This window comes from Nitrospirota bacterium (assembly GCA_016214385.1).
Classification (GTDB): Bacteria; Nitrospirota; Thermodesulfovibrionia; order UBA6902; family JACROP01; genus JACROP01.
This window is the reverse complement of the sequence record JACROP010000029.1, coordinates 1-22,942: the sequence shown is the minus strand read 5'-3', so window position 1 is coordinate 22,942 and position 22,942 is coordinate 1. Positions and strand designations below refer to the sequence as shown.

27 protein-coding genes and 3 tRNA genes are annotated in these 22,942 nt (G+C 42.8%); 10 read left to right on the top strand and 20 right to left on the bottom strand.

The window, feature by feature from the left end:
* Positions 1–139: 139 nt before the first annotated feature.
* The 4 genes from HZC12_01735 (at position 140) to HZC12_01720 (ending at position 2,024) form a co-directional block, all read left to right on the top strand.
* Entirely contained in the window at positions 140–889 is a 750-nt protein-coding gene (locus tag HZC12_01735; protein MBI5025449.1) for a PilZ domain-containing protein, read from the top strand.
* A 308-nt stretch (positions 890–1,197) separates the two neighbouring features.
* Positions 1,198–1,398: a cold-shock protein gene (locus tag HZC12_01730; protein MBI5025448.1), complete on the top strand. Its 201-nt coding sequence runs from the start codon at positions 1,198–1,200 to the stop codon at positions 1,396–1,398.
* 58 nt (positions 1,399–1,456) lie between these two features.
* Complete coding sequence (locus tag HZC12_01725) at positions 1,457–1,837, top strand: hypothetical protein (GenBank protein ID MBI5025447.1); 381 nt, start codon at positions 1,457–1,459, stop codon at positions 1,835–1,837.
* A gap of 37 nt (positions 1,838–1,874) precedes the next feature.
* Positions 1,875–2,024, top strand: coding sequence for a hypothetical protein (locus HZC12_01720; protein MBI5025446.1), 150 nt, complete (start codon positions 1,875–1,877; stop codon positions 2,022–2,024).
* A gap of 127 nt (positions 2,025–2,151) precedes the next feature.
* Here the strand turns inward: HZC12_01720 and HZC12_01715 are convergent, their stop codons facing one another.
* From HZC12_01715 to HZC12_01620, 20 genes are all read right to left on the bottom strand, one after another.
* Complete coding sequence (locus HZC12_01715) at positions 2,152–2,604, bottom strand: TPM domain-containing protein (GenBank protein ID MBI5025445.1); 453 nt, start codon at positions 2,602–2,604, stop codon at positions 2,152–2,154.
* Positions 2,604–3,350 carry a TPM domain-containing protein gene (locus tag HZC12_01710; protein MBI5025444.1) on the bottom strand — a complete coding sequence of 249 codons (747 nt, stop codon included), beginning with the start codon at positions 3,348–3,350 and terminating at the stop codon, positions 2,604–2,606. The genes HZC12_01715 and HZC12_01710 overlap by 1 nt, the downstream gene beginning before the upstream one ends.
* A gap of 2 nt (positions 3,351–3,352) precedes the next feature.
* Positions 3,353–3,952, bottom strand: a complete 600-nt coding sequence (locus tag HZC12_01705) for a LemA family protein (GenBank protein MBI5025443.1) — start codon at positions 3,950–3,952, stop codon at positions 3,353–3,355.
* Positions 3,953–4,126: 174 nt separating this feature from the next.
* Positions 4,127–4,203: transfer RNA gene (locus tag HZC12_01700), tRNA-Asp, on the bottom strand.
* Between the two features lie 26 nt (positions 4,204–4,229).
* Complete coding sequence (locus HZC12_01695; GenBank protein MBI5025442.1) at positions 4,230–4,592, bottom strand: four helix bundle protein; 363 nt, start codon at positions 4,590–4,592, stop codon at positions 4,230–4,232.
* Between the two features lie 64 nt (positions 4,593–4,656).
* Positions 4,657–4,732, bottom strand: a tRNA-Val gene (locus HZC12_01690).
* Positions 4,733–4,734: 2 nt separating this feature from the next.
* On the bottom strand, positions 4,735–5,013 hold the full coding sequence (locus HZC12_01685; GenBank protein ID MBI5025441.1) for an integration host factor subunit beta: 279 nt from the start codon (positions 5,011–5,013) through the stop codon (positions 4,735–4,737).
* Between the two features lie 10 nt (positions 5,014–5,023).
* Positions 5,024–5,869 carry a signal peptide peptidase SppA gene (gene sppA, locus HZC12_01680; GenBank protein ID MBI5025440.1) on the bottom strand — a complete coding sequence of 282 codons (846 nt, stop codon included), beginning with the start codon at positions 5,867–5,869 and terminating at the stop codon, positions 5,024–5,026.
* Positions 5,870–5,902: 33 nt separating this feature from the next.
* The gene (gene rpsA, locus HZC12_01675) at positions 5,903–7,489 is read right to left on the bottom strand and encodes a 30S ribosomal protein S1 (protein MBI5025439.1); all 1,587 of its coding nucleotides are present in this window, start codon (positions 7,487–7,489) and stop codon (positions 5,903–5,905) included.
* Positions 7,490–7,500: 11 nt separating this feature from the next.
* Entirely contained in the window at positions 7,501–8,340 is an 840-nt protein-coding gene (gene ispH, locus HZC12_01670; GenBank protein MBI5025438.1) for a 4-hydroxy-3-methylbut-2-enyl diphosphate reductase, read from the bottom strand.
* Positions 8,341–8,346: 6 nt separating this feature from the next.
* On the bottom strand, positions 8,347–8,979 hold the full coding sequence (locus HZC12_01665) for a 1-acyl-sn-glycerol-3-phosphate acyltransferase (GenBank protein MBI5025437.1): 633 nt from the start codon (positions 8,977–8,979) through the stop codon (positions 8,347–8,349).
* Positions 8,976–9,629 carry a (d)CMP kinase gene (locus HZC12_01660; GenBank protein ID MBI5025436.1) on the bottom strand — a complete coding sequence of 218 codons (654 nt, stop codon included), beginning with the start codon at positions 9,627–9,629 and terminating at the stop codon, positions 8,976–8,978. The genes HZC12_01665 and HZC12_01660 overlap by 4 nt, the downstream gene beginning before the upstream one ends.
* 178 nt (positions 9,630–9,807) lie before the next feature.
* On the bottom strand, positions 9,808–11,184 hold the full coding sequence (gene aroA / locus HZC12_01655; protein ID MBI5025435.1) for a 3-phosphoshikimate 1-carboxyvinyltransferase: 1,377 nt from the start codon (positions 11,182–11,184) through the stop codon (positions 9,808–9,810).
* Positions 11,171–12,025: a prephenate dehydrogenase/arogenate dehydrogenase family protein gene (locus HZC12_01650; GenBank protein ID MBI5025434.1), complete on the bottom strand. Its 855-nt coding sequence runs from the start codon at positions 12,023–12,025 to the stop codon at positions 11,171–11,173. Before HZC12_01650 ends, aroA begins: the two co-directional genes overlap by 14 nt.
* 36 nt (positions 12,026–12,061) lie before the next feature.
* Positions 12,062–13,087, bottom strand: coding sequence for a 3-deoxy-7-phosphoheptulonate synthase (aroF, locus tag HZC12_01645; GenBank protein ID MBI5025433.1), 1,026 nt, complete (start codon positions 13,085–13,087; stop codon positions 12,062–12,064).
* 34 nt (positions 13,088–13,121) lie between these two features.
* A complete protein-coding gene (locus HZC12_01640; GenBank protein MBI5025432.1) occupies positions 13,122–14,204 on the bottom strand; it encodes a histidinol-phosphate transaminase in 1,083 nt (360 codons plus the stop codon).
* A gap of 147 nt (positions 14,205–14,351) precedes the next feature.
* Positions 14,352–15,419, bottom strand: a complete 1,068-nt coding sequence (pheA, locus tag HZC12_01635) for a prephenate dehydratase (GenBank protein MBI5025431.1) — start codon at positions 15,417–15,419, stop codon at positions 14,352–14,354.
* 282 nt (positions 15,420–15,701) lie between these two features.
* Complete coding sequence (locus tag HZC12_01630) at positions 15,702–18,446, bottom strand: cation-transporting P-type ATPase (GenBank protein MBI5025430.1); 2,745 nt, start codon at positions 18,444–18,446, stop codon at positions 15,702–15,704.
* Entirely contained in the window at positions 18,433–19,275 is an 843-nt protein-coding gene (locus HZC12_01625; protein MBI5025429.1) for a universal stress protein, read from the bottom strand. Before HZC12_01625 ends, HZC12_01630 begins: the two co-directional genes overlap by 14 nt.
* A 112-nt stretch (positions 19,276–19,387) precedes the next feature.
* Positions 19,388–19,472: transfer RNA gene (locus HZC12_01620), tRNA-Leu, on the bottom strand.
* Between the two features lie 212 nt (positions 19,473–19,684).
* Between HZC12_01620 and gatA the strand changes: the two genes are divergently transcribed.
* The 6 genes from gatA to HZC12_01590 all read left to right on the top strand — a co-directional run bounded on the left by gatA (position 19,685) and on the right by HZC12_01590 (position 22,900).
* Positions 19,685–21,139, top strand: coding sequence for an Asp-tRNA(Asn)/Glu-tRNA(Gln) amidotransferase subunit GatA (gatA, locus tag HZC12_01615; protein ID MBI5025428.1), 1,455 nt, complete (start codon positions 19,685–19,687; stop codon positions 21,137–21,139).
* Between the two features lie 44 nt (positions 21,140–21,183).
* A complete protein-coding gene (locus HZC12_01610; protein ID MBI5025427.1) occupies positions 21,184–21,405 on the top strand; it encodes a hypothetical protein in 222 nt (73 codons plus the stop codon).
* The gene (locus HZC12_01605) at positions 21,398–21,799 is read left to right on the top strand and encodes a type II toxin-antitoxin system VapC family toxin (GenBank protein MBI5025426.1); all 402 of its coding nucleotides are present in this window, start codon (positions 21,398–21,400) and stop codon (positions 21,797–21,799) included. Before HZC12_01610 ends, HZC12_01605 begins: the two co-directional genes overlap by 8 nt.
* A complete protein-coding gene (locus tag HZC12_01600) occupies positions 21,723–22,142 on the top strand; it encodes a nucleotide pyrophosphohydrolase (protein MBI5025425.1) in 420 nt (139 codons plus the stop codon). The genes HZC12_01605 and HZC12_01600 overlap by 77 nt, the downstream gene beginning before the upstream one ends.
* 103 nt (positions 22,143–22,245) lie before the next feature.
* Complete coding sequence (locus HZC12_01595; GenBank protein MBI5025424.1) at positions 22,246–22,506, top strand: ribbon-helix-helix protein, CopG family; 261 nt, start codon at positions 22,246–22,248, stop codon at positions 22,504–22,506.
* Positions 22,493–22,900, top strand: coding sequence for a type II toxin-antitoxin system VapC family toxin (locus tag HZC12_01590; GenBank protein ID MBI5025423.1), 408 nt, complete (start codon positions 22,493–22,495; stop codon positions 22,898–22,900). The genes HZC12_01595 and HZC12_01590 overlap by 14 nt, the downstream gene beginning before the upstream one ends.
* The last annotated feature ends 42 nt before the right edge of the window (positions 22,901–22,942 follow it).

The window sequence follows — 22,942 nt, the reverse complement described above, 5'->3', positions numbered from 1 at the left end:
ATCACTCCTGCAATGATGCCTGACCTTCCAAGCCTCTTACTAAAGCCTGCTTTGGCTATGACAGCGCCGGCTATGCCATGGGTAATTGAGTCCATCTCTCCTTAAGCCCCTTTTAAAAATGTAAAGTTATTTTACCACAATGAAAGAACCACAGCATTTGGTCTTGACAAGGCCAATATACCCTGATAGATTGTATCATTGTCAGGGCCAGGCCATGGAAGAAAAAAAATATATAGAAAAAAGGAAATATTCGAGATATGCAGTAGAAGGCGTTACCGGGAATCTGCTTTTTGCCACCAATGTCAGGATAATAAATATCAGCACAAGTGGCGTAGCTATTGAATCAACACGAAGGGTGGACATTAACAGGGAATATATCCTGAGGTTCGAGTATAAAGGAAATAAAGTAAGCCTTAAATGTGCGGTTATGTGGTCTTTTCTCTATGGCATGGAAAAAAATGAAAAAGGAGAAACAATTCCCATATACAGAGCAGGAATGCAAATCTCAGAAGAGCAGAATGAAAAAATAAACACTCTTATGAAGTTCATCGAGGAACACAGACTGGAGCGTCTTGAGAGGAGGCTATCAGGGATAAGATTTAAAATCGTGGCCGACAAGATTGCAGAATTGTCTTGCCCGCAGAATTACAGGATAAAGAAGCTCAGCATCGGAGGCATGCTGATTGAATCAGATACAGGCCTTGAAAAGGAAACCAGATATCCAATGGAGATACACCTCGATGGGGAAATTATCAGGGTAATAGGGAGGGTTGTACACTGCACACAGGTAACTCTGGAGCACCATATAAGATATGATATTGGAATAGAGTTCATTGAGATTACTGAAAAGGACAGAAACATACTGAACAATTTCCTGAAGAACCTGTAATAATTGTAATACAGTGTGTCCATGACATCATAAATCATAGAGACGCACTGCCTTTTCTTTTAATTGCTGAAAATGATGCAGATGTAAATGTGAGAGAAATCGTCAAAGGCGCAATTCAGAATATCCAGCCGCTGCCTTAATTTTTATTTAATGCCAGGTTGATTTTTTATAGGCAAATGTGTCATTATAAGTATAAAGTTTCAGAAGTTTTTGAACTGGTAAGGCCACAAAGACTTTTAGCTTTGTGGCCTTTTTTATTAAGGTGGAGTTTCTGAGGCTTTAGTTTGTAAGTAAGGAGGTAAAAAGAAATGGCTAATGGAACAGTAAAGTGGTTCAATGAATCCAAGGGTTTTGGCTTTATAACAAGCGAAGACGGCAGTGATGTTTTTGTCCACTATTCTTCCATCCAGAGCAATGGATTCAAGTCCCTTGCCGAGGGTGACTCAGTCAGCTTTGATACTGAAAAGGGACCGAAAGGCCCCAAGGCAATCAATGTAGTGAAGCTGTAATTGACAATATCCCCCCTGCTACGGCACTGCAGGGGGGATATTTATTTTAGAGGAAATAATGACTAAAAGAAATAATTATGCTGCAAAGGTGGCATTAAAAAGGCAAAGCAGGTTTGCTGCCGGTCTGGTTTCGGACCGCTTTCCTAAAGTTTCAGGCATTGTAATTCATATGACATATTATCAGAAAGGAGCAAATCCTGTTCTTATGCTGCGTACTGTAAATATCTTCCCTGCCTCTTATGCCTATTTTAAGATGGATTGCATGATAAAAGGCTGTGATGGGGGCGGTTTCGACCTGACTTTTGTAATTGCCGACATGGTTAAAACCCATAAGAAGGTGAAAAAGGGGGCTCTTGTTTGTCGTGGAAAAACCGATACCCATTCTTCTGACCATGCAAGTATTGAGTATGACATCGCGATAAAGTATAACAAAGCGTAGACAAGCATAAAGACAAATTTCACTGAGAGGAGGACCTTTGGCAAGAGCTGGAGCATATAAGAGCGAGAAGAGAAAAAAGGAATTATTGCGACAAAAAAAACAGGAAGAAAAGAGACAGCGGCGTCTAAAAAAGGACGCAACAACAGACGAGAAAGACGAACCAAAGATAATTGAAGAAAAAGAGTAGCAGCCGCTCACCTTTGAGACATTATGCGGTATTTCTACTGTAAATCTTCAATAATTCCAATCTCTAACCTGTATTAAACCCTCGACCCCTTTTCCCCTCTTTTCCCGTTCGGCAACAAGCTCGTAAATTACTTGCCCGTAGATATGTCGTCAGGAAGTTCGTTTATGTCCTCTGACCGATAAGGGAAATGGGTCTTTAATCTGTGCCCTATAGACTCAATAGCAAAAACCAACCCGCCTAAGAAGTCTTCTTTTTTAAAATATTCCTGAACCATTTCTTTAAGTCCCTGCCAGAATTCATCTTTGACATAGCTATGGATTCCTTCATCTCCTAAGATGGCGAATTTCCTATCCTTAAGGGCAAGATAAATAAGAACGCTGTTATGCAGTTTGGTCTGATGCATCGTTAGCTTTAAGAATATGACTTTGGCGCGCTCCAGCACATCAGTCTTACATCTGCTTTCAACGTGGAGTCGAATTTCACCGGAAGTCTCTTTTTCTGCCATTTGTATGGCCTCTACTATTTTTTGTTTCTCGCTGTCTGTAAAAAATTTCTTGGGATGAAGTTTTCTTTTTTCCATTACCAATCTCCACTGGAGCCACCGCCGCCAAATCCTCCGCCGCCTCCTCCACCAAATCCACCACTGCCACCGCCGTCACCGCCAGAAATGCCTCCACCAAATCCTCCTCCGAAAAATCCACCGTGATAGGTTCGGTGTCCACGCGAGCTAACAGTCCAGGCTCTGGTACGAAGTAAAAAATGAAGGAGAATCAAAATAGGCGAAATTAATATTATTAAACCCAACCAATTATCGCTGCTTTTTTTCGGATTAGATTTTGCTTTATATGCGCCTTTTGTAGCAGCAATGATTGCCTTAACCCCTGATAAAACTCCATTGTCGTAATCGCCTTTTTGAAAATAAGGAACAATTTCATTACGGATAATCGAACTGCTTACAGCATCAGTCAAATATCCTTCTAAACCGTACCCGACTTCAATGCGAATCTTGCGGTCGGTTTTAAAAATTAAAAGTATCACTCCGTTGTCTCTTCCCTTTTGCCCTATCTTCCACTGCTGCGCTAATCTTATAGAAAAATCTTCAAGACTCTCTGAACCCAGACTATCAAAAACCGCAACCACTACTTGGTTAGACGTCTGCTGCTCATAATTATAAAGTGTATTATTTAAATCTGTTGCGACAGAAGAAGAAAGCAACCCGGCATAATCATTTATATAAGCATTCTGCGCCCTCGGGATATCCAAACAAAATGCAGCCCCGGGAAGACAAAAAATTACTACTAATAATATGCTTATTTTTTTAAACATACCTAAAATTTAACTTTTGGAGCAACTTCGGAACCTTCCTCGGCCCTAAAATAGGCCTTGGCCTTAAACCCGAACATACCAGCAATTATATTAGCTGGCATCTGGCGTATCTGAGCGTTGTAAGCTCGAGCCGCTTCGTTAAAACGCCTGCGCTCAACAGCGATACGGTTTTCCGTACCTTCTAATTGGCTCTGCAGCGCTAAAAAATTCTGGCTGGCTTTTAGGTCGGGATAATTTTCTACGATTAACAGCAGGCGGCTCAAAGCCCCGCTTAACTGTGCCTGCGCCTCCTGAAAGGCCTGAATCTTTGCCTGATCATCTAAATCATCAACAGTGATATTCTTTGAAGCAGCTATGGCCTTACCCCTCGCTTCGGTCACGGTCAAGAATGTGATCTTCTCATGCGAGGCATATCCTTTAACAGTCTCTACAAGATTAGGAACCAGGTCAGCCCTCCTTTGATAAACATTCTCAACCTGTGCCCAGGCTGAATTAACCTGCTCCTGCGACTGCACCAAGCTATTATAAATACCCACAAACGAAACAACCACAATCACAAAAATTGCGATTATAACTCCAAACATTATTAAAACTTTTTTCATATCTCCAGCTCCTTTCTTTAAAGATTAAAGGGGAAACTTTTGGACTATTTAACCTGGTTTAACAAATTATACACAAAAACCTCCGATTCTTGAAACACTTTCATAGCTGTAGATATTCCATAAAACAGAAAAGACGGAATTCCCTTATCAGGAATTTCGTCTTTTGACCATTCATGGCGGGGTGGACGGGGCTCGAACCCGCGACCTCCGACGTGACAGGCCGGCGTTCTAACCAACTGAACTACCACCCCAGAAAAACAGTCTTAAGTCGTAAGTTTTAAGGATTTGTTTGGCTCTGAATAAGCTTTACGAGCATTTTTACGATTTCTTCATTTTGAGCCTCTATAATTTCAATTTTATTACAACCTTTATTCTCAATTATTTTTGAATCTTTTATTAAACTTATCCAATTATCTGCTTCATACGCTGAACGAAGGGCAATATTTAAAAATCTTACAAACTCTTTATCTTTAAAACCTCCACTCCCTTCTGCAATATTAGCACTAATTGATGTTATAGAGCTAATAAATTGTTTAAAAATATTATCAAATTTTTTACTATCAATATTTTTGTAAAGTTCAATAGCCTTCAGTGCATTGTTGTGAGCCTTCTGCCAAACTTTTAATTCTTTGTATCGCAAGATTTTTTCTTACAACTTACGACTTAAGACTTATAACTGCTAATTTTGCGAAGCAAAATTAGCATGGTAGGCGGAACAGGGATCGAACCTGTGACCTCTGCCTTGTAAGGGCAGCGCTCTCCCGACTGAGCTACCCGCCCATTCACCTATCCACCATCTCCTTAAGCTCTTTGCCAACCTTGAAATAAGGAACCCTTTTTGGTGGAACTTCAACTGAGGCGCCTGTTTTTGGATTTCTTGCCTTTCTGAATCTCCTGTGGCGGAGCCTGAAATTGCCAAAACCCCTTATTTCAACCTTTTCTCCCTTTGCAAGTGCTTCTTTGATGCTATCAAAGATTGCCTCTACAACAACCTCTGTCTGCTTTTTAGTCAGACTTCCAACCTTTTCTGATACTTTTTCGATAAGAGCCGCCTTTGTCATAAAAGCCTCCTTAAGGTGTAAGGATGTATTTTAGTTTAATAGTTGGAAAGATCTCGCTCAGGTCTTTGGGAAACCTTCCTCTAAGAAGCTCAAAAATATTGAATTTTTCCTTCTTTGATACGACTTCCGGTTCCCCTTTTATGCCGCTAAGTTCAGCGGCCAGGAGGATAGCGTCTTCGAGATTGCCTATCTCATCCACAAGGCCGAACTCTTTGGCTTTATTGCCTGTAAAGATGCGGCCATCGGCCAGTGACCTGACATAATCAAATTTCATATTTCTTCCCTCAGCCACAGCCTTTATGAACTGGTCGTGGACATCATCGAGAACTGACTGAAGTATATCTCTCTCCTCCGGGGACATGGACCTGAAAACCGAGGCAATGTCTTTATGTCTGCCGCTCTTTATAACTTCTGTCTTCACACCGATCTTCTTCATAAGCCCCTCAAAATTGGGTATCTCCATTATAACCCCTATCGAACCTGTAAGTGTTCCTGGATTGGCGACAATCTTATCAGCAGGGCATGCAACATAATAGCCTCCGGACGCTGCTACAGAGCCCATGGAAACCACAATCTTCTTTTTCGTCTTTGCTTTTTTCACCTCCTCATATATCTCCTGCGAAGGTGCAACTCCGCCTCCAGGGCTGTCAACCCTTAAGACAATAGCCTTTATCGATGAATCCCTGGAATATTCCTTCAACTCGTCGATGACGGCCTTAGAATCGAGGATTACTCCTTCAACCCTTATGAGGGCCACCCTGTCAGTAAGCGGCACCCTGCGGGTAAAGGCAATAATAACGCTGATAATAATCAGCAATACTATAAAACCAAGAAAAAACAGGCAGGCTTTTTTCATGCCTCTATCCTCCCTGTGTTAAGGAATTATTTTTCATGCGCTGTGCATTTTCATGCTGAGCCCGATTTTTCTCTCAGTAGTATCAACCTTGATTATCTTTGCCGTAATTTCATCTCCAATTTTAAAATGTTCCTCTAATTTTTCATGTAGAGTTTTTCCGTCTTTTTCAATTTCTGAAGAGTATATAAGACCCTCAACGCCTCCTTCAAGTTCCACAAAAAGTCCAAAATCTGCAATCTTAATTATTTTACCATTTATTTTATCATCGGGTTTAAATTTATTCGGAATCTCCTCAATCCATGGGTCTGGAGTAAGCTGTTTCAAGCCAAGGGCCATTCTGCCTTTTTCAGGTTCAATGCTTAGCACCACAGCATCTATTTTCTGGCCCTTTCTGAGGAGTTCTGATGGGTGTTTTATGTGTTTTGTCCACGACATATCAGATACGTGAAGAAGGGCATCAACACCCTCCTCGAGACCAACGAATGCCCCGAAATCTGTAAAACTCCTCACCCTGCCTGTTACTTGCTGGCCAATCTTGTATTTCTGGCCAATTACTTCCCACGGGCTTGGCTTGAGCTGTTTTATGCTAAGGGATATCTTCCTTTCAGTCTTATCAACCTTAAGGACTACTGCATCTACAGTATCGCCAATGGAGAAATATTTGGATGGCTTTTTAACTTTTTCTGTCCAGTCTATCTCTGTAACATGGATAAGCCCTTCAAGCCCCTCTTCGATCGCTACAAAGATGCCATAATCAGTAAGGCTTATAGCCCTTCCTGTTATTTTCTTGCCAGGGGCATATTTCTCGTCAGCGGTTTCCCATGGATCAGGCCTTTTCTGTTTATAGCCGAGTGTTACTTTTCCTGTCTCACTGTCAAACTTGAGGATAACCACCTCAACCGTCTCCCCTATGCTGAAAAGTTCACCAGGATGGCTTATCCTGCCCCATGACATGTCTGATATGTGTAAAAGTCCGTCAACTCCCCCAAGGTCAATAAAGGCTCCATAGTCTGTAAGATTTTTTATAACACCTTCCACAATAGCTCCTTCCTTAAGCCTTGAAAGGGTTTTTTCCCTTATTTTTTTGCGTTCTTCTTCAAGCAAAACCCTTCTCGATACAATGACATTAGATCTCTTGTGATTTACTTTTATTACTTTGAGTGGAAGGGTCTGGCCTATAAGCTGGTCAATATCTCTGGAAACCCTCAGGTCTATCTGGGAGCCCGGGAGAAATGCCTTCACACCTGATACATCAACTGTCAAACCTCCCTTGACCTTACCAATAATTTTGCCATCTATCTGTGAGCCCTTCTCATAAGCATCCTCTAAAACATCCCAGGTCTTTATCTTGGATGCCTTATCCTTCGAGACAATTACAATGCCCTCTGAGTCGTTTATATCTACTACGTAAACCTCTATCTCAGCTCCAGGCTTGATTTTAGAAAGTTCTTCTTCAGAGAATTCCTCTGCTGGCACAAAGCCTTCGCATTTATAGCCTATATCAACTATCACTCCCTCATGCTTCACCTGGAGCACCCTTCCACACAAGATTTTACCTTCTTCGAGCCTGTGAAAGGTCTCGGCATAAAGCTTTTCCAGTTCTTCCCTTTGTAATTCCATGTTCTATTATATTACCTCCTGAGAGAAATTTCCTTAAGCTTTTTTATCACATCGTCAATAATCCACTGAGGGGTTGATGCCCCTCCTGTTATGCCAACTTTCTCAACCCCATCAAACCAACCATTGTCGAGCTCCTCCGCTGTCTCTATGTGATATATCTTAACACCCAGCTCCCTGCAAAGTCTGGCAAGCTGAGTTGTGTTTGCACTATTTTTACCACCAATAACAAGCATAAGGTCAACGGCCTTTGCAAGCTCTTTTGTCTCTTCAAGTCTCAAGGCAGTTGAATCACAGATAGTATTATAAACCTTTATTTCCCTCACTGAGCCGAGCAAATGGCAGACAATTCTTTTTAATGCATCAAGCGGCTGGGTGGTCTGCACGATTATACCAACTCTTCCTTCAAGGTGCGGCATGGCTTCATCACCACCTATAATAATAACATTATCACCGGCAAAACCCAGCAGCCCCTGAACCTCAGGGTGATTTCTGTCTCCGAGTATAAGTATCTTATAGCCTTCGTCTTTAAGGGTTTTAGCATAATACTGGGCTTTCTTCACAAAAGGGCATGTAGCATCTATTACCTTATAATCTCTTTTTTGGGTTTCCTCATAAATCCTCGGCGACACACCATGAGTCCTTATAATAAGCACCTTTATCTCAGGGGAGTCCACAACATCAATAGCCCTTACCCCTTTTTGAGAAAGCTCCTCAACGACCTGCGGATTGTGAATTATAGGGCCAAAAGTAAAAACACCCTCTTTTGACTCTCTGGCTACATTAAAGGCCATATCTAAGGCCCTCTTTACACCAAAGCAAAAGCCCGCTCTTTTGGCAACTATTATCTGCATTTATCTCTACGAGTCGTAGACCTTTAACCCTCTTATCGCATTCATTACTTCCTTGCTTATATTGTCGTATTCTTCTCTGCCTCTCGGAATCGAGTCGTATCGACTTTTATTCAATGAAAAATACAAAGGTTTACCAAACGTCACTGTTATCCTGGCCCTTTTTATCCATCGCGCTCCTACTGGCAGGGCCTTATCCGAGCCTGCAATAAAAGCTGGCACCACAGGGGCATTGCTCATTGACACAAGCATACCAATGCCTCTTTTGGCCTCAAGAAGTTCGCCGTGAGCACTCCTCATGCCCTCTGGAAATATGACAAGAAGTCCTCCCCTCTTCAGCCTTTCTATTGCCTCCTTTATGCTCGATACACCACCATGCCCACCCCTTTTTACAGGAATAGCAAAGTGCTTTATAAAGCATCCAAGCACAGGTACTTTAAAGAGCCCTTTTCTTGCCATGAAAGTAGCCCTTCTATGCATTGCAGCTCCTATAAGTGGCGGATCCAGATAGCTTACATGATTAGAAGCCACAATCAATCCACCTTCACCTGGTATATTTTCTTTGCCTTCGATCTCCAGTCCTCCATTTAACCTAAAAATAATTCTTATAATGATGACGACAATTCTATAAATGAAGTTCAAGGGTCTTTCTCTAAAGCCTCCATTATTTTTGCAATTACTCCCTCTATATCAAGATTACTTGTATCTATATAAACTGCATCTTCGGCTTTTTTCAAAGGAGAATACTGCCTTGTAGAGTCTCTATAATCTCTCTTCTTAATGTCTTCAATTGTATCTTTCAAGTTTATTTCAACCCCGTTCTTTTTAAGCTCCATGTACCTTCTTTTGCCCCTTTCTTCAGGGCTGGCATCAAGAAAAAATTTGTTTTTTGCTTCAGGGAAGATAACAGTGCCAATGTCCCTCCCTTCAATGACCACTCTCCCCTTAAGCCCTATCTCCCTCTGTAAACCAAAAAGCATCTGTCTGACAGCAGGAATGGCTGAAACCTTGGAGGAAAGTTCTCCTATCTCAGGGCTTCTTATATCAGTCGTCACGTCCTGGCCATTCACTGTAATCCTGTCTCCATTGAAGTTTATTTTAATCGCAGTTAAAATCTCTTTTAGACGTTTCTCATCCGCAGGGTCTATGCCCTCTTTCCTTATTTTCCAGGCCACTGCCCTGTACAGGGCACCTGTATCGAGGTAATTATAACCAAGCCTCTTTGCAAGAAGCCTCGATACAGTGCTTTTACCTGCCCCAGAAGGGCCATCTATTGTGATAACGTCTTTCATCTGAAAATTCTCACTTCTTATTTATCACGCATTAAGAAAACCACTGAGGCACAGAGACCCAGAGTTATAAATTGGGAAATGAAAAATAGGAAATGGGAAGTTATGACTGCACTTCTCACTTCTTACTTCTTACTTCTCTGTGTCTCTGCGTCTCTGTGGTTAATTGCACCATTTGGGTTCACTTCTCACTTCTTAATTTATCCAGGGTTTCCATAAACCCTGGATAAGATGTATTCACACATGCTGTGTCCTCGATAGTCGTTTCACCATCAGCCACAAGGCCTGCAATGGCCATGGACATTGCAACCCTGTGGTCGCCATGGCTCTGTACAGTAGCACCTTTAAGTTTTCCTCTACCTTTAACAATCAGCCCATCCTCAAGTTCATCAATCTCCACACCGAATTTTTTAAGCTCTCCTGCCATAGATGCTATCCTGTCTGATTCCTTTACCCTTAACTCCTCAGCACCCCTTATCTCTGTAATTCCTTCTGCCTGTGTTGCAAGAACGCAGAGGATTGGGAATTCATCTATCAAAGAAGGCATTATCTCTTTTCCTATTTTTACAGCCCTGAGATTATCAGTAGTCTTGCAGTAAATATCTGCAACAGGTTCTCCTGAAACATCTCTGATGTTTTCCAGTTTAACGACTCCACCCATATCCTTTATCACATTTAGCAGCCCAGTTCTCGTTGGATTTATTCCAACGCCCTTAATTAATATCTCTGAATCAGGGACTATAAGCGCTGCTACAATAAAAAACGCTGCAGATGAAAAATCAGCAGGGGCAGTAATATCAATTGGACTTAATTCCTTGACCCTTGACCCTTGACCCTTGACCCTTATTGTCAGTCCCTCCACTTCAATGTCTGCCCCCATCGCCTTAAGTATCCTCTCCGTATGGTCACGGGATTTGTAAGGCTCTGTGATAGTTGTCGTGCCATCTGCATATAGCCCTGCCAGGGTCAGACATGATTTTACCTGAGCAGACGCTACAGGCATGCTGTAATCTATTGCCTTGAGATTTCCACCCTTTATGGCCATTGGCAGGTACCTATCATTATCTCTCGCTGATATCTCTGCACCCATTTCTCTGAGCGGTTTGATAACCCTTGCCATTGGCCTCTGCTTTAAAGAGTCGTCACCTGTAAGAACAGAGAAGAACGAATTGCCTGCAAGTATGCCTGATATAAGTCTGATTGTAGTTCCTGAATTGCCGCAATTTATGACATCAAAGGGCTCTTTAAGGCCATACAGGCCTTTACCGTTAATAATGATAGAAGTTGTGAAGTTGAGAAGATGAGAAGTTGAGACTCTCTTATCTTCTAAACTTCTTACCTTCTTAACTTCCTCCTCTGCTAACTCAATCTCCACTCCCATCATCCTCATAGCATTCATTGTGCTAATAGGGTCTTCTGCCATAAGGCAGTTCCTTATGATGCTTCTGCCTTCTGCAATGGAGGCAAACATCACAGCCCTGTGGGAGATAGATTTATCAGGTGGAGGAATCAGCTCTCCTTTTATATGCCCTTTATTTTTTATATTAATCCGTTCCAAGGTTGCTTCTTGCAGTCTGTGCTTTTTTAAACTCCTCTTCGAGGGCTTCCCACTGAGAGTTTTTAATTTTGTCTTTTATAAGAGAGATGGCTGATTCAAAAGAGTCTATAAAATTTAATATATTCTCCGTGTTATATCTGCATACATCCCTCCAGAGATCCGGGGGGCTCAGGGCAATCCTCGTAATATCCCTGAAGCCCTGGCCGCTATAGGGCAGGATGTTTTTATCTAAGTCTATTACTGTATTCACAAGGGCGTATGCTACAACATGGGGCAGATGGCTCACTGCGCCAAAAATCCGGTCATGCTCTTCAGGGCTCATAGTGACTGTGTTTGAGCCGAGAGATTGCCAGAGTGACATGACTTTTTTTAAGGCATTCCTGTCGGTCTTTTGTGTAGGAGTAATGACACACATTTTCCCTTTGAAAAGATGGGCAGAGGCAGCCTCTATGCCTGAAAGCTCTTTTCCTGCAATAGGGTGCCCGCCTACAAAACTCACACCTGCTGGCATTAATTCTTCAAGCCTCCTTACCAGAGCCCCTTTTACGCTCCCAACATCTGTGACTATTGCCCCTCGCTTTATAACAGGCGAAATCTCCTCTACAATTTTAAAAAACTGCCCTGCCGGTGTAGAAAGCAGGATTAAGTCCGAACCATTCACACCCTTTGATGGAAAAGTAGAATATTCGTCTATTATTCCTTTTTCTTTTGCCCTGCGAAGATTTTCTTCTCTCCTGCCTATACCAACAATTTTGCCCTTAAATCCACAGGCCTTTAAGGACATGGCAAAAGAGCCTCCAATAAGACCTAATCCGATTATTGCAACCTTAGAAAAGTTCATTACTCATCACCCGTCACTTGTCTCTCGTCACTGCCTTTATATCTCTCTTCCTATAGCCTTAGCAATAGCCCTTAGCTCCTCCATGAGATTTTTGAATGCCTTTGGCTTCAGGGACTGCTCGCCATCAGACAGGGCCTCCTCTGGATTCGTATGCACTTCAATTAGAAGTCCATCAGCCCCTGCTGCAATGGAAGCCCTGGCCATTGGGGCCACAAGGTCCCATTTGCCAACGCCATGGCTCGGGTCAACAACAACAGGCAGATGTGTGAGTCCCTTCAGCACTGGCACTGCACTTAAATCAAGAGTATTCCTTGTTGCAGTCTCAAATGTCCTTATCCCTCTTTCACACAGGATAACGCTACTGTTTCCCTTTGCCATTATGTACTCGGCTGACATAAGAAGCTCTTTGATTGTCGCAGAAAGCCCTCTCTTGAGGAGCACAGGCTTATTGTAAGAGCCAACCTCGGTGAGCAGCCTGAAGTTCTGCATATTCCTTGCGCCAATCTGTATTATGTCTGCGTATTTAATGACCACATCTATATCCCTCGGATCCATAAGCTCTGTAACAACCGGCAGCCCTGTCTTTTCCCTTGCCTCTGCAAGGTATTTAAGCCCTTCCTCACCAAGACCCTGAAAGCTGTATGGAGAAGTCCTCGGCTTAAAGGCGCCGCCCCTTATAAACGTAGCTCCCGCTGCCTTTACCTCTTCTGCAATCCTCAAAAGTATGGTCCTGTTCTCCACAGCGCAAGGGCCTGCAATGACATGTATTTTCTTTCCTCCTATAACCCTGCCTGCCACTTCGATTGTTGTGTCTTCGGGTTTAAAGTCCCTGCTCGCAAGTTTGAATGGCTTGAGGATTCGCATAACCTTTTCAACGCCAGCCATAACCTCAAGGGCTTCCTCTTCCTCTTCTGTAATCTTTGATGTATCCCCGATAACCCCAATAACCGTCCTCTCTGTGCCCTTTGAGATATTCGCCTTGAAACCTTTACTTTCAAGCTTCTTAATGATATGACGGAGATCCTCTTCTGTAGCACTCGGTTTAAGTACTATAATATCCATTGTTTCCTCCAATCTTATTCTCACTTCTCACTTCTTACTTCTCATTTCTTACTTCTTTCAGTGCCTCTATAAAACGTCTGTTTTCCTCTGGCAATCCTATTGTCACTCTTATCTCTTTCGGTCCTACGGGTCTGACAATAACACCGTATCTCAACATCTTTTCATATAACTCGGCAGAGTTGATATCTTTAAAAATTAAATACACAAAGTTTGCCTCTGTCGGCACAAAATCAATTTTCAGGTCTTTAAGTTCTTTATACAGGTATGCCTTTCCTTCTTTGTTTATCTCCATGGATTTCCTGATATGTTCAATGTCGGATAATGCAGCGATGGCTGCTTTCTGAGCAGCGGAGTTAGTATTAAAGGGCTGGCGCATCTTATTCATCTCTTCGATTAATGAGGACTTTGCAATACCATAGCCAATCCTGAGGCCAGCCAGGCCATAAATCTTTGAAAAGGTCCTGAGTATCAATATATCTTTGCCCTGTCTGAAATACTTAAAGCTGTCTGCATAATCAGGAGCCTCTACATATTCGCAATAGGCTTCATCAACAATAACAAGCACTCCATCAGGAACTTTTCCCATGAAGGTGTCCATTTCTTCATTTGTGTTTATTGTGCCTGTCGGGTTATTCGGATTTGCTATAAAGATTATCCTGGTCTTTCCGGTTATTTTAGATGCCATAGCATACAGGTCATGGCGCCAGTCTTTCAGAGGTAACACAATACTTTTTCCACCCATCGCCTGCACAATCATCGGATACACGACAAAAGAAGGATGGGCCATAATTGCTTCATCCCCTGGTAAAAGAACTGTCCTTGCTGCTATTTCTATTATCTCGTTGGAGCCATTGCCGAGAATTATCTCCTCAGGAGAAACCTGCAATTTTTCCGAAAGAACTTTTTTGAGGTAATATCCGCTTCCATCAGGGTATCGGTTGAGGGTCTTCAGGCTTTTACTCACAGCCTTTAGCGCAGAAGGTGATGGACCGAGGGGGTTTTCATTGGATGCGAGCTTTATTGAGCCTTTAATCCCCAGCTCCCTCTCAAGTTCTTCAATCGGCTTGCCTGGAATGTACGGCTTGAGTGTTCTTATGTGTTCTGGTACCTGTATCATTGCATCCCCAATCTGTGTTCTGGATTGAAGCTCCCCGCAGTCCCGTCCCTCTCAAGTTCTTCAATCGGCTTGCCTGGAATGTACGGCTTGAGTGTTCTTATGTGTTCTGGTACCTGTATCATTGCATCCTTAATTTTGCATTTACTATTACTCTCCTGACGGATATGAGCCGAGGATCTTAAGGTAGAGACAGTCTTCTTTCATCTCTTCAATGGCTTTCTTTACCACCTCATCCTCGATGTGGCCTGCCATATCCACAAAGAATATATATTCCCATGCCTTTCTCTTGGATGGCCTTGACTCTATCTTTGTCAGATTTATCTTGGCCTTTTTGAAAGGCGTGAGAATATCATAAAGTGCGCCAGGCTTGTCTTTTATAGAGAACATTATTGCGGTCTTATCCCGTCCGGTTCTCGAAGGGAAGCTTTTAGCTATCACAAGAAATCGGGTGTAATTGTCCCTGTAGTCCTCTATCCCCTTCTCAACAAACATGAGATCATAAACTGTTGCTGCAAGCTCGCTGGCAATAGCTGCTGAGGATGGCTCTCTGGCAGCAAGCTCTGCAGCATTTGCCGTGCTTGTGGCATCAATTATAGGTATTCCAGGTATGTTTTCCTCAAGCCAGATTCTGCACTGTGCAGTAGCCTGGGGATGGGAATATATCTGCTTTATATCCGGCTTCTTGCCTGATTTTGACAGCAGGTTATGCGAAACCTCAAGCATTATCTCTGAGGCAATCTTCAGCTCGGAGTCAATCAGCATATCGAGGGTGTAACTGACAACCCCCTCAATGGAGTTCTCTATTGGTACTACACCGTAATCTGCCCTGGCTCTGTTAACAGCCTCGAAAACCCCTCTTATGCTTACTTCTGGAATATACCGGGCTGATGAGCCAAACTGCCTCAGGGCAGCAAGATGTGTAAAAGTTGCAGCAGGCCCTAAGTAAGCGACTTTAAGTGGCTGTTCCAGATAAAGAGAGGCTGACAGGATTTCTCTGTATACCGCTTTAAGGGCATCATTTGGAAATGGGCCGGGATTAAGCTTCCTTAACCTTTCAAATATCTCACGTTCTCTTTCAGGTGAATGAAAACCAACTTTATCATTCTGCTTTATCTTTCCGATACTTAAAACAACCTGTGCCCTTTTATTTAAAAGCTTGAGTATTTCGGAATCGATCTCATCGATCTCCCTCCTGAGCTTATCCAGTTCTTCCATATCCCTTTTCCTTGAAACATTTTAGCTGCTGTTTTGTAATTTTTTACTTTACCCATTTTTTTAAATTTTTTCAAGAGCTTAATGGCTCCCAAAAATAGAGATAGGGAAGGCAGTCTCAGAATTTCTATAATCGACCGATTATTTATATTCTGTTTTAGCCCTTTAGTTTTAATGTTTTTTGTTAAATCCATAAAGTTCTTTTTTATAAGGTGTCGTATAGAAATTCTTCACCAGCCTTCCCTATCTACCTTGTTAGTTTTACTGTATTTTTTAGTTCTATCTCTAAATTTGGGGTGGATGCACCGCACATTTCCTTATCTCTTCTGCTGCAAAAAGAATCACTGCAAATGGGATTAAGATAAGCCATATGCTCAGAGAAATTGGTGCTGTTGAGAATATCTTATTTCCGATTGGGTGATAGACGATAAATAACTGCAGTATGAGTTCAGTTGCTATGCCCAGGAATATCAGCCTGTTTGAGAAAAAACCAAGGCTGAAAATAGATTCTCTGAATGAGCGGCAGGCAAAGACATTGGCTACCTGTGTGATTATTATTGCAGTAAGACATGCTGTGGTAGCCTGCATGTAGAGGATGTTGTTTGCCGGAAGCATCTCTCCCCATGTCCAGCCGCCTGACTTTAGCACATAGAAAAACCCGAAAAGCCCTGCTGCTGCCTCGATAGGGCCGAGGAACAGGTATGCCCGGCTTAAAAGTTTTAAATTCAAAAGCCTCTCTTTTGGGTCCCTCGGCGGCTGTTTCATAAGCCCCTTTGTGGGTTTTTCAGCGCCGAGGGCAAGGGCAGGGAGCATATCAGTGCCCAAGTCAACCGCAAGTATCTGCATGATTGTAAGGGGGAGAGGAATTTTGAAGATCGCATATGCTATGTAAGGCACAATTTCAGGGATGTTCGATGAAAAGATGTATGAGATGAATTTTCTTATGTTCTCATAAATCGCCCTTCCTTCCTCAATAGCGTTTACTATAGTTGCGAAATTATCATCGAGGAGCACTATATCTGCTGCCTCCTTTGCAACGTCAGTGCCTACAATACCCATTGCAACCCCTATATCTGCCTTTTTCAATGCAGGAGCATCATTGACACCATCCCCTGTAACAGCAACCCTCTCGCCCTCTTCCTTAAGGATTGTGACTACCCTCATCTTGTACTTTGGAGTCATCCTTGCGAATATTATCTCCTTTTCAGAGAGCTTTCCCCTGAGTTCTCTATCACTCATCCTCACAAACTCATGTCCCTCTATCACTACTGGATTGCCTCTCACAAGCCCTATCTCCCTCGCAATGGCGAGGGCTGTCCTGCTTCCATCTCCTGTGATCATTATCACCTTTATTCCTGCCTCATGACATTTTCTTATAGCATCAGGGACTTCTGGCCTTGGTGGGTCTTCAAGACCGATGAGTCCTGTAAAGACCAAATCCTTTTCGAGTGACGAGTGACAAGTGACAAGTGACGAGTGATTTTCTTTTAACTCATCACCCTTCACGCATAACGCATTACGGTATTCTATTTCCTTATATGCAAAGGACAGCACCCTCAACCCCATATCCATCAATGAATGATAGGCATTCATTGCCTTTTCTCTGAAGGACTCATCCATTGGTACTTTCTCTTCATTAATCAGGATATGGCTGCATAGTGGAAGGACGCTTTCCATGGCGCCCTTTGTAAAAACCAGTAACGAGTCACGAGTGACGAGTGACGAGTCTTCTGATTTATTTTCATTTAACTTGTTACTCGTTACTACAAACTCGTTACTGATTCTATTTACTGTCGTCATCCTTTTTCTCTCAGAATCAAAGGGTATTTCTAATATTCGCTCTGCCTTTAAATCTCCAATATTTTCCCTCGCATATTTAAGAAGAGCAGTCTCTGTAGGGTCTCCTTTGTATTGGCCATCAATAAATTTTGCATTGTTACACAGATACGCTATCTTTATCAGACCGTTGACTGTTGACTGCTGACTGTCTGCTGTCCATATCTTTCTAACTGCCATCTTATTCTGGGTAAGCGTGCCTGTCTTATCGGTGCAGATGACAGTCACAGAGCCGAGGGCTTCAACAGAAGTGAGAGTTTTTATAAGTGCCTTCCTCTTTGCCATCCTCTGGCTGCCCATTGCGAGAGAAAGCGTGACTGTTGGAAGGAGCCCTTCAGGGACATTGGCAACGATTATCCCAACTGCAAACAGGAAATTCTCCCAGAAAGACCTTCCAATTAAATGACCTGTTGCAAAGAAGAGCACGCCCATTGCAACAGCAATTGCAGCCACAATCCTCGTGACCTTTACTATCTCTTTCTGAAGCGGGCTCAGCCCTGGCTCAACAGCGCTTGTCAGGTGTGCGATGTGCCCGAACTCTGTGCTCATTCCTGTTGCAAAGACAACAGCCCTGCCTGAACCTGAGACAACAGTTGTGCCTGCAAAGGTTATGTTAGGGCTCTCCATAAATTCACCATCGAATACATCAGGGCTTCTCGGAACCGGCTCTGATTCTCCTGTGAGAGAGGCATTATTTACCATAAGTCCTGCTGAAAAAAGAAGCCTTGAATCAGCAGGGACGTTGTCTCCCTCAGAAAGTAAAATCACATCCCCTGGAACAATATCCCTCGCTGGTATTGCCTTCTCTTTGCCGTTTCTGATGACTTTTACATAGAAAGGCAGAAGCCTTTTCAGCGCTTCGAGTGCACGCTCAGCCCTGTATTCCTGGATGAATGTAAAGATGGCGTTTATGAAGATTACAGCCACAATAGCCATACCGAGTGTGAGCATGCCTTCGCCCGGACGGAGGTATTCTGATAAGAAGGCAAGGCCTGAAGCAATCCAGAGGAGCACAGCGAGGAAATGAGTGAACTGACTTAGGAAACTCAGATAAACAGGTTTTTTCTTTATCTCTTTTATTTCATTAGGCCCGAACTCAAGAAGTCGCCTTAATGCCTCCTCATCTGTCAGCCCATCTTCTTTTGTTACAAGTTTTTTTAAAGCTTCTTCTCTGGGGATATTATGGATTCGCATGGCGTGGTTTGAGGATTATGAGGTCGCAGGGCGTGTTCCTGAAGACATCTTCAACAGGATTGCCTTTTATAAAGGAGCTTAAAAGGCTCCGCTCGCTCGCACCCATTATTATAAGGTCATGCCTTTTTGCAGCGGCTTCAATTGTAATAGCCCTGCCAGCCTTTCCAGGGACTATCTTCCCTCCGTGTACTATCCTGTGTTTATCAAGGTGTTCCATAAAATGGCTTATGTCTTCTGGTATGCGGGCTTCCCACTCAACAGGGGTAAGGTGTATCTCGCCATGAAAGAATTTTGTCATTGGCTTTGGGTTATAAAAGACAACCACATCTGCATCAAATGCCTTTGCAAGCCTTGTTGTAAAATATGCCCTCTCCTCGATATAACCCATAGCTGCTCTCATGGGGACAAGGATTTTCTTAGGGTGAATCCTTCCGGTGTGGGTGACTTTGATTACAGCCACAGAGCATGGAAGGGAAAGTGCAAGCCTCCTTGAGACTGTTTTTACATAGAATCTCTTCTCCATGTCTTCTTTGCGCGTAGCAGCCATCACCAGGTCTATCCCCTCTTTCTTGACTAAATCAGAGATGCGTTTAACAGGGTCTCCTTCCTCTGTGATGGACTCAACCCTGATGTCCATCTCCTCTGCCTCGAGGAAGAGCCTCTGCATGGCCTCCTCTGCCCTTCTGAATACTTCAGGCTTAATCCCCTTTTCAGCAACAAAACAGAGATAAAGCTTCGCATTACATGTTTTTGCGAGATTAAGGGCATATCTGGCAGCAATCTCGGAGTTTAAAGATTCGTTTACAGCAGAGAGGATTTTTTTATACATAGTCACCTACTCTCAACCTTTCACTTTTAACTTTTCCTATATGGTGCGAGAGGGGGGAGTTGAACCCCCACGGTTTTATCCATCCCGAACTAATTTTTTCATTTGTTAAGACTGGTGGGCGAGAGAGGACTTGAACCTCCACGGGTTACCCCACGCGGTCCTAAGCCGCGTGCGTCTGCCAGTTCCGCCACTCGCCCATATCTATAATATAAAATATTCGGGACGCGTCTGCCAGTTCCGCCACTCTCGCAGATAAATTAAAATAACAGATATATAAAGCATCGGTCAATTTGGTGGTTGTGAGGGGCTTCCTTTCTAACGGGGTAAAGTTGTAAAATGTTTGAAGTTACAAAGATTTTACACTTAATCCCGAAGCATCGGGACAGGAAGCGAGAAATGGAGGAAATCATTGGAGCTATATAATTTAACCCTCAGTGAGGCAAAGGCAGCCATTGACAGCGGTGAGATAAGTCCACTGGAGTTAACCAATGCCTTATTCAAAAGGATTGAGGCTGTTGAGGAAAGGGTAAAGGCTTTTACAACTCTCACAAAAGATAATGCCATGAATCAGGCAAAATGGGCTGAGACTAATATAAGAGAAGGCGCAAAAGGAGACCTCCTCGGCATACCAATGGCCATAAAGGACAATATATGCACAGAGTGTATAAGAACCACCTGTTCATCAAAAATCCTCAGACACTTTGTCCCGCCTTATGAAAGCACTGTGACCCGAAGATTTAAAGAACACGGTTATGTCCTGCTCGGTAAGACCAACCTCGATGAGTTTGCTATGGGCTCGTCCACAGAAAATTCCGCTTTTGGCCCTACAAAAAACCCCTGGAATCTCGAAAGGATACCAGGCGGCTCAAGTGGTGGCTCTGCTGCTGCAGTTGCGGCGGGTGAATGTATTGCAGCATTAGGCTCAGACACAGGAGGCTCCATAAGACAGCCTGCAGCACTCTGCGGTGTTGTGGGGTTAAAGCCAACATACGGAAGGGTATCACGTTATGGACTCGTTGCATTTGCCTCTTCCCTTGACCAGATAGGGCCAATTACAAAAGATGTCAGGGATTCGGCAATACTAATGAATATTATTTCAGGGCATGACCCCCTTGATTCAACATCAGCACCAATTCCTGTGCCTGATTTCACAGCAGTTATAGGTAAGGATATAAAAGGTATAAAGATAGGCATTCCAAAAGAGTACTTCGTAGAAGGCATGGACAGTGAGGTAGAAAGCTCTATCAGGGATGCGATAAAGAAGCTCGAATCCCTCGGCGCCATCCCTGTTGAAGTATCACTCCCTCATACAGATTATGCGATTGCAACTTATTATATCCTCGCAACTTCCGAGGCATCGTCAAACCTCGCCAGATACGATGGCGTTAAATACGGCTTCAGGGCGGAGGGCAAAGATTTACTGGACACGTATATGAATACAAGAGCGCAGGGATTCGGCGCTGAGGTCAAGAGGAGGATAATGCTCGGGACATACGCCCTGTCTTCAGGCTACTATGAGGCATATTACAGGAAGGCCCAGCAGGTGAGGACACTAATAAAACAGGATTTTGAGAAGGCATTTAATAATGTTGATGTAATATTAACTCCCACCTCACCAACAGCAGCCTTTAAACTTGGAGAGAAGACAGAAGACCCGCTCCAGATGTATCTCTCTGACATATTCACCATATCAGTGAACCTTGCAGGTGTTCCAGCAATCTCTATCCCATGCGGTTTCACATCGAATAACCTTCCCATTGGTATGCAGCTTATCGGGAAACACTTTGACGAAGAGACTATTCTGAAGGTCGCATATGCCTATGAACAGAGTACAGAGTGGCATAAGAGGAAGCCAAATCTTTAAAATAATTGTTTGACAATTTGTTAAACAAAAAGTAAAATAAAACCATGAAAATAGTAGCTGTCAGAGTGCCTGAGGAAATTAAAAAGAAGATGAAGGAAGTTCCAGAAGACTGGAGCGATTATTTACGTAAAGCTATCGAAGACAGGATAAATATGGAAGAACGAAAGAGGCTTGTGAAAGAAATAAAAGAGCTTTTAAAGGACGTCCCAAGGGCGCCAAGGGGGACTGCTGCTAAAATCATAAGAGAAATCAGGGACAGTGGATAAATTGGTTGTAGATGCGAGTGTATTATGTGCTTTTTTTCTTGCTGAAGAAGGAAGTGAAGATATTGAAAACGTCCTTGAGACAGTACAAGAAATTCATGCCCCTTTATTCTGGAGATTTGAGGCTGCAAATGCTATCTGGAGGAGAAGGGATATCCCTGAAAAAATTGGTGAAGGCCTTATAGAAAGGATCTGGAGACTTAAAATTAATGATAATGATAAAGATTTCAAAGAAGAAGCAAAGCATGCATTTTTTATTAGCAGAAAATACAACATCCCCTTTTATGATTCTTCTTATATTGCGGTAGCAAAAAGCTTAAATGTCCCATTATGGACGCTGGATAAGACCCAGGCCAACGTGGCTGTTAAGGCTGGAGTATCTCTATGGGAAAAATGAAGATATGGAAGAACTCATTCATAAACTGAGAGCCTTTGCAAAGGAAAGAGACTGGGAACAGTTTCACTCACCAAAGAATCTCGCAATGGCATTAAGTGTTGAGGTTGCCGAGATTGTAGAACTCTTTCAATGGATGACAGAGGAGCAGAGTAAAAAGCTAAGTCAGGAGAAGATAGAGAAACTCAAAGAAGAGATTGGCGATGTGATGATATATTTAACGAAGCTTGCCAATAAGTATGGGATTAACCCTATAGAAGCGGCGGAAGAGAAATTAAAGATAAACCAGAAGAAATACCCAGCGGAGGTTGTTAAAGGGAAGGCGGAGAAGTATGATGAGTATTAAGACTAAACCTGTTGACTCAGAGCCTACAAGAATTCTCTCTTTTATTTTTGACAAAAACAAATATCTACCGTATAATATCCGTATAAATATACGGAGGTAATATATGCTTACAAAGCGATTGGAAATCTTACTCAACCCTGATGAATACAAAGAGATTCAAAGAGAAGCTAAGGAGCGGGGAGAATCAGTGGGACAATTAGTGCGAGACGTATTGAGGGAAAAGATGGTTAAACCAAGGAAGAAAACAGCAATACAGGCATTTCAAAGACTCTTCTCTAAAGAAATGGAGATAGATATATCATCGTGGGCAGAAGAAAAAAAGAAGATAACCAAAACCCGCATAAGAGAAATTGAAGCTCATTGACACTAATATCATTCTCTATTCCCTTGGCAGGGGACATCCTCTTAAAGAGCCTTGCAGAGGACTTGTTGCTAAAATAGCTTCAGGCGAGATTGCAGCCAATATAGATGTTGAAGTTTTGCAGGAAGTCCTCTATGTTTATACTTACAGAAATGAGAGAGTTAAAGGCATTGCCGCATGCCGGTATCTCCTTGATATCTTCCCTAACCCTTTCCCTGTATCAAAGAATGAGATTTCTTCAGCGATTTCTTTTATGGATAAGTATCCATCCCTTGTTTCGAGAGATGCAATCCATGCAGCCGTGGTTGTAAATAACAAACTCAAAGGTATAATCAGCGAAGACAGCGATTTTGATGTGATAAAAGGCATAAAAAGATTTAAGTGTAAGGATTTTTAGAAGGTTAAAATATGAAAGAATTATCTGATAGTCAGATTGAAA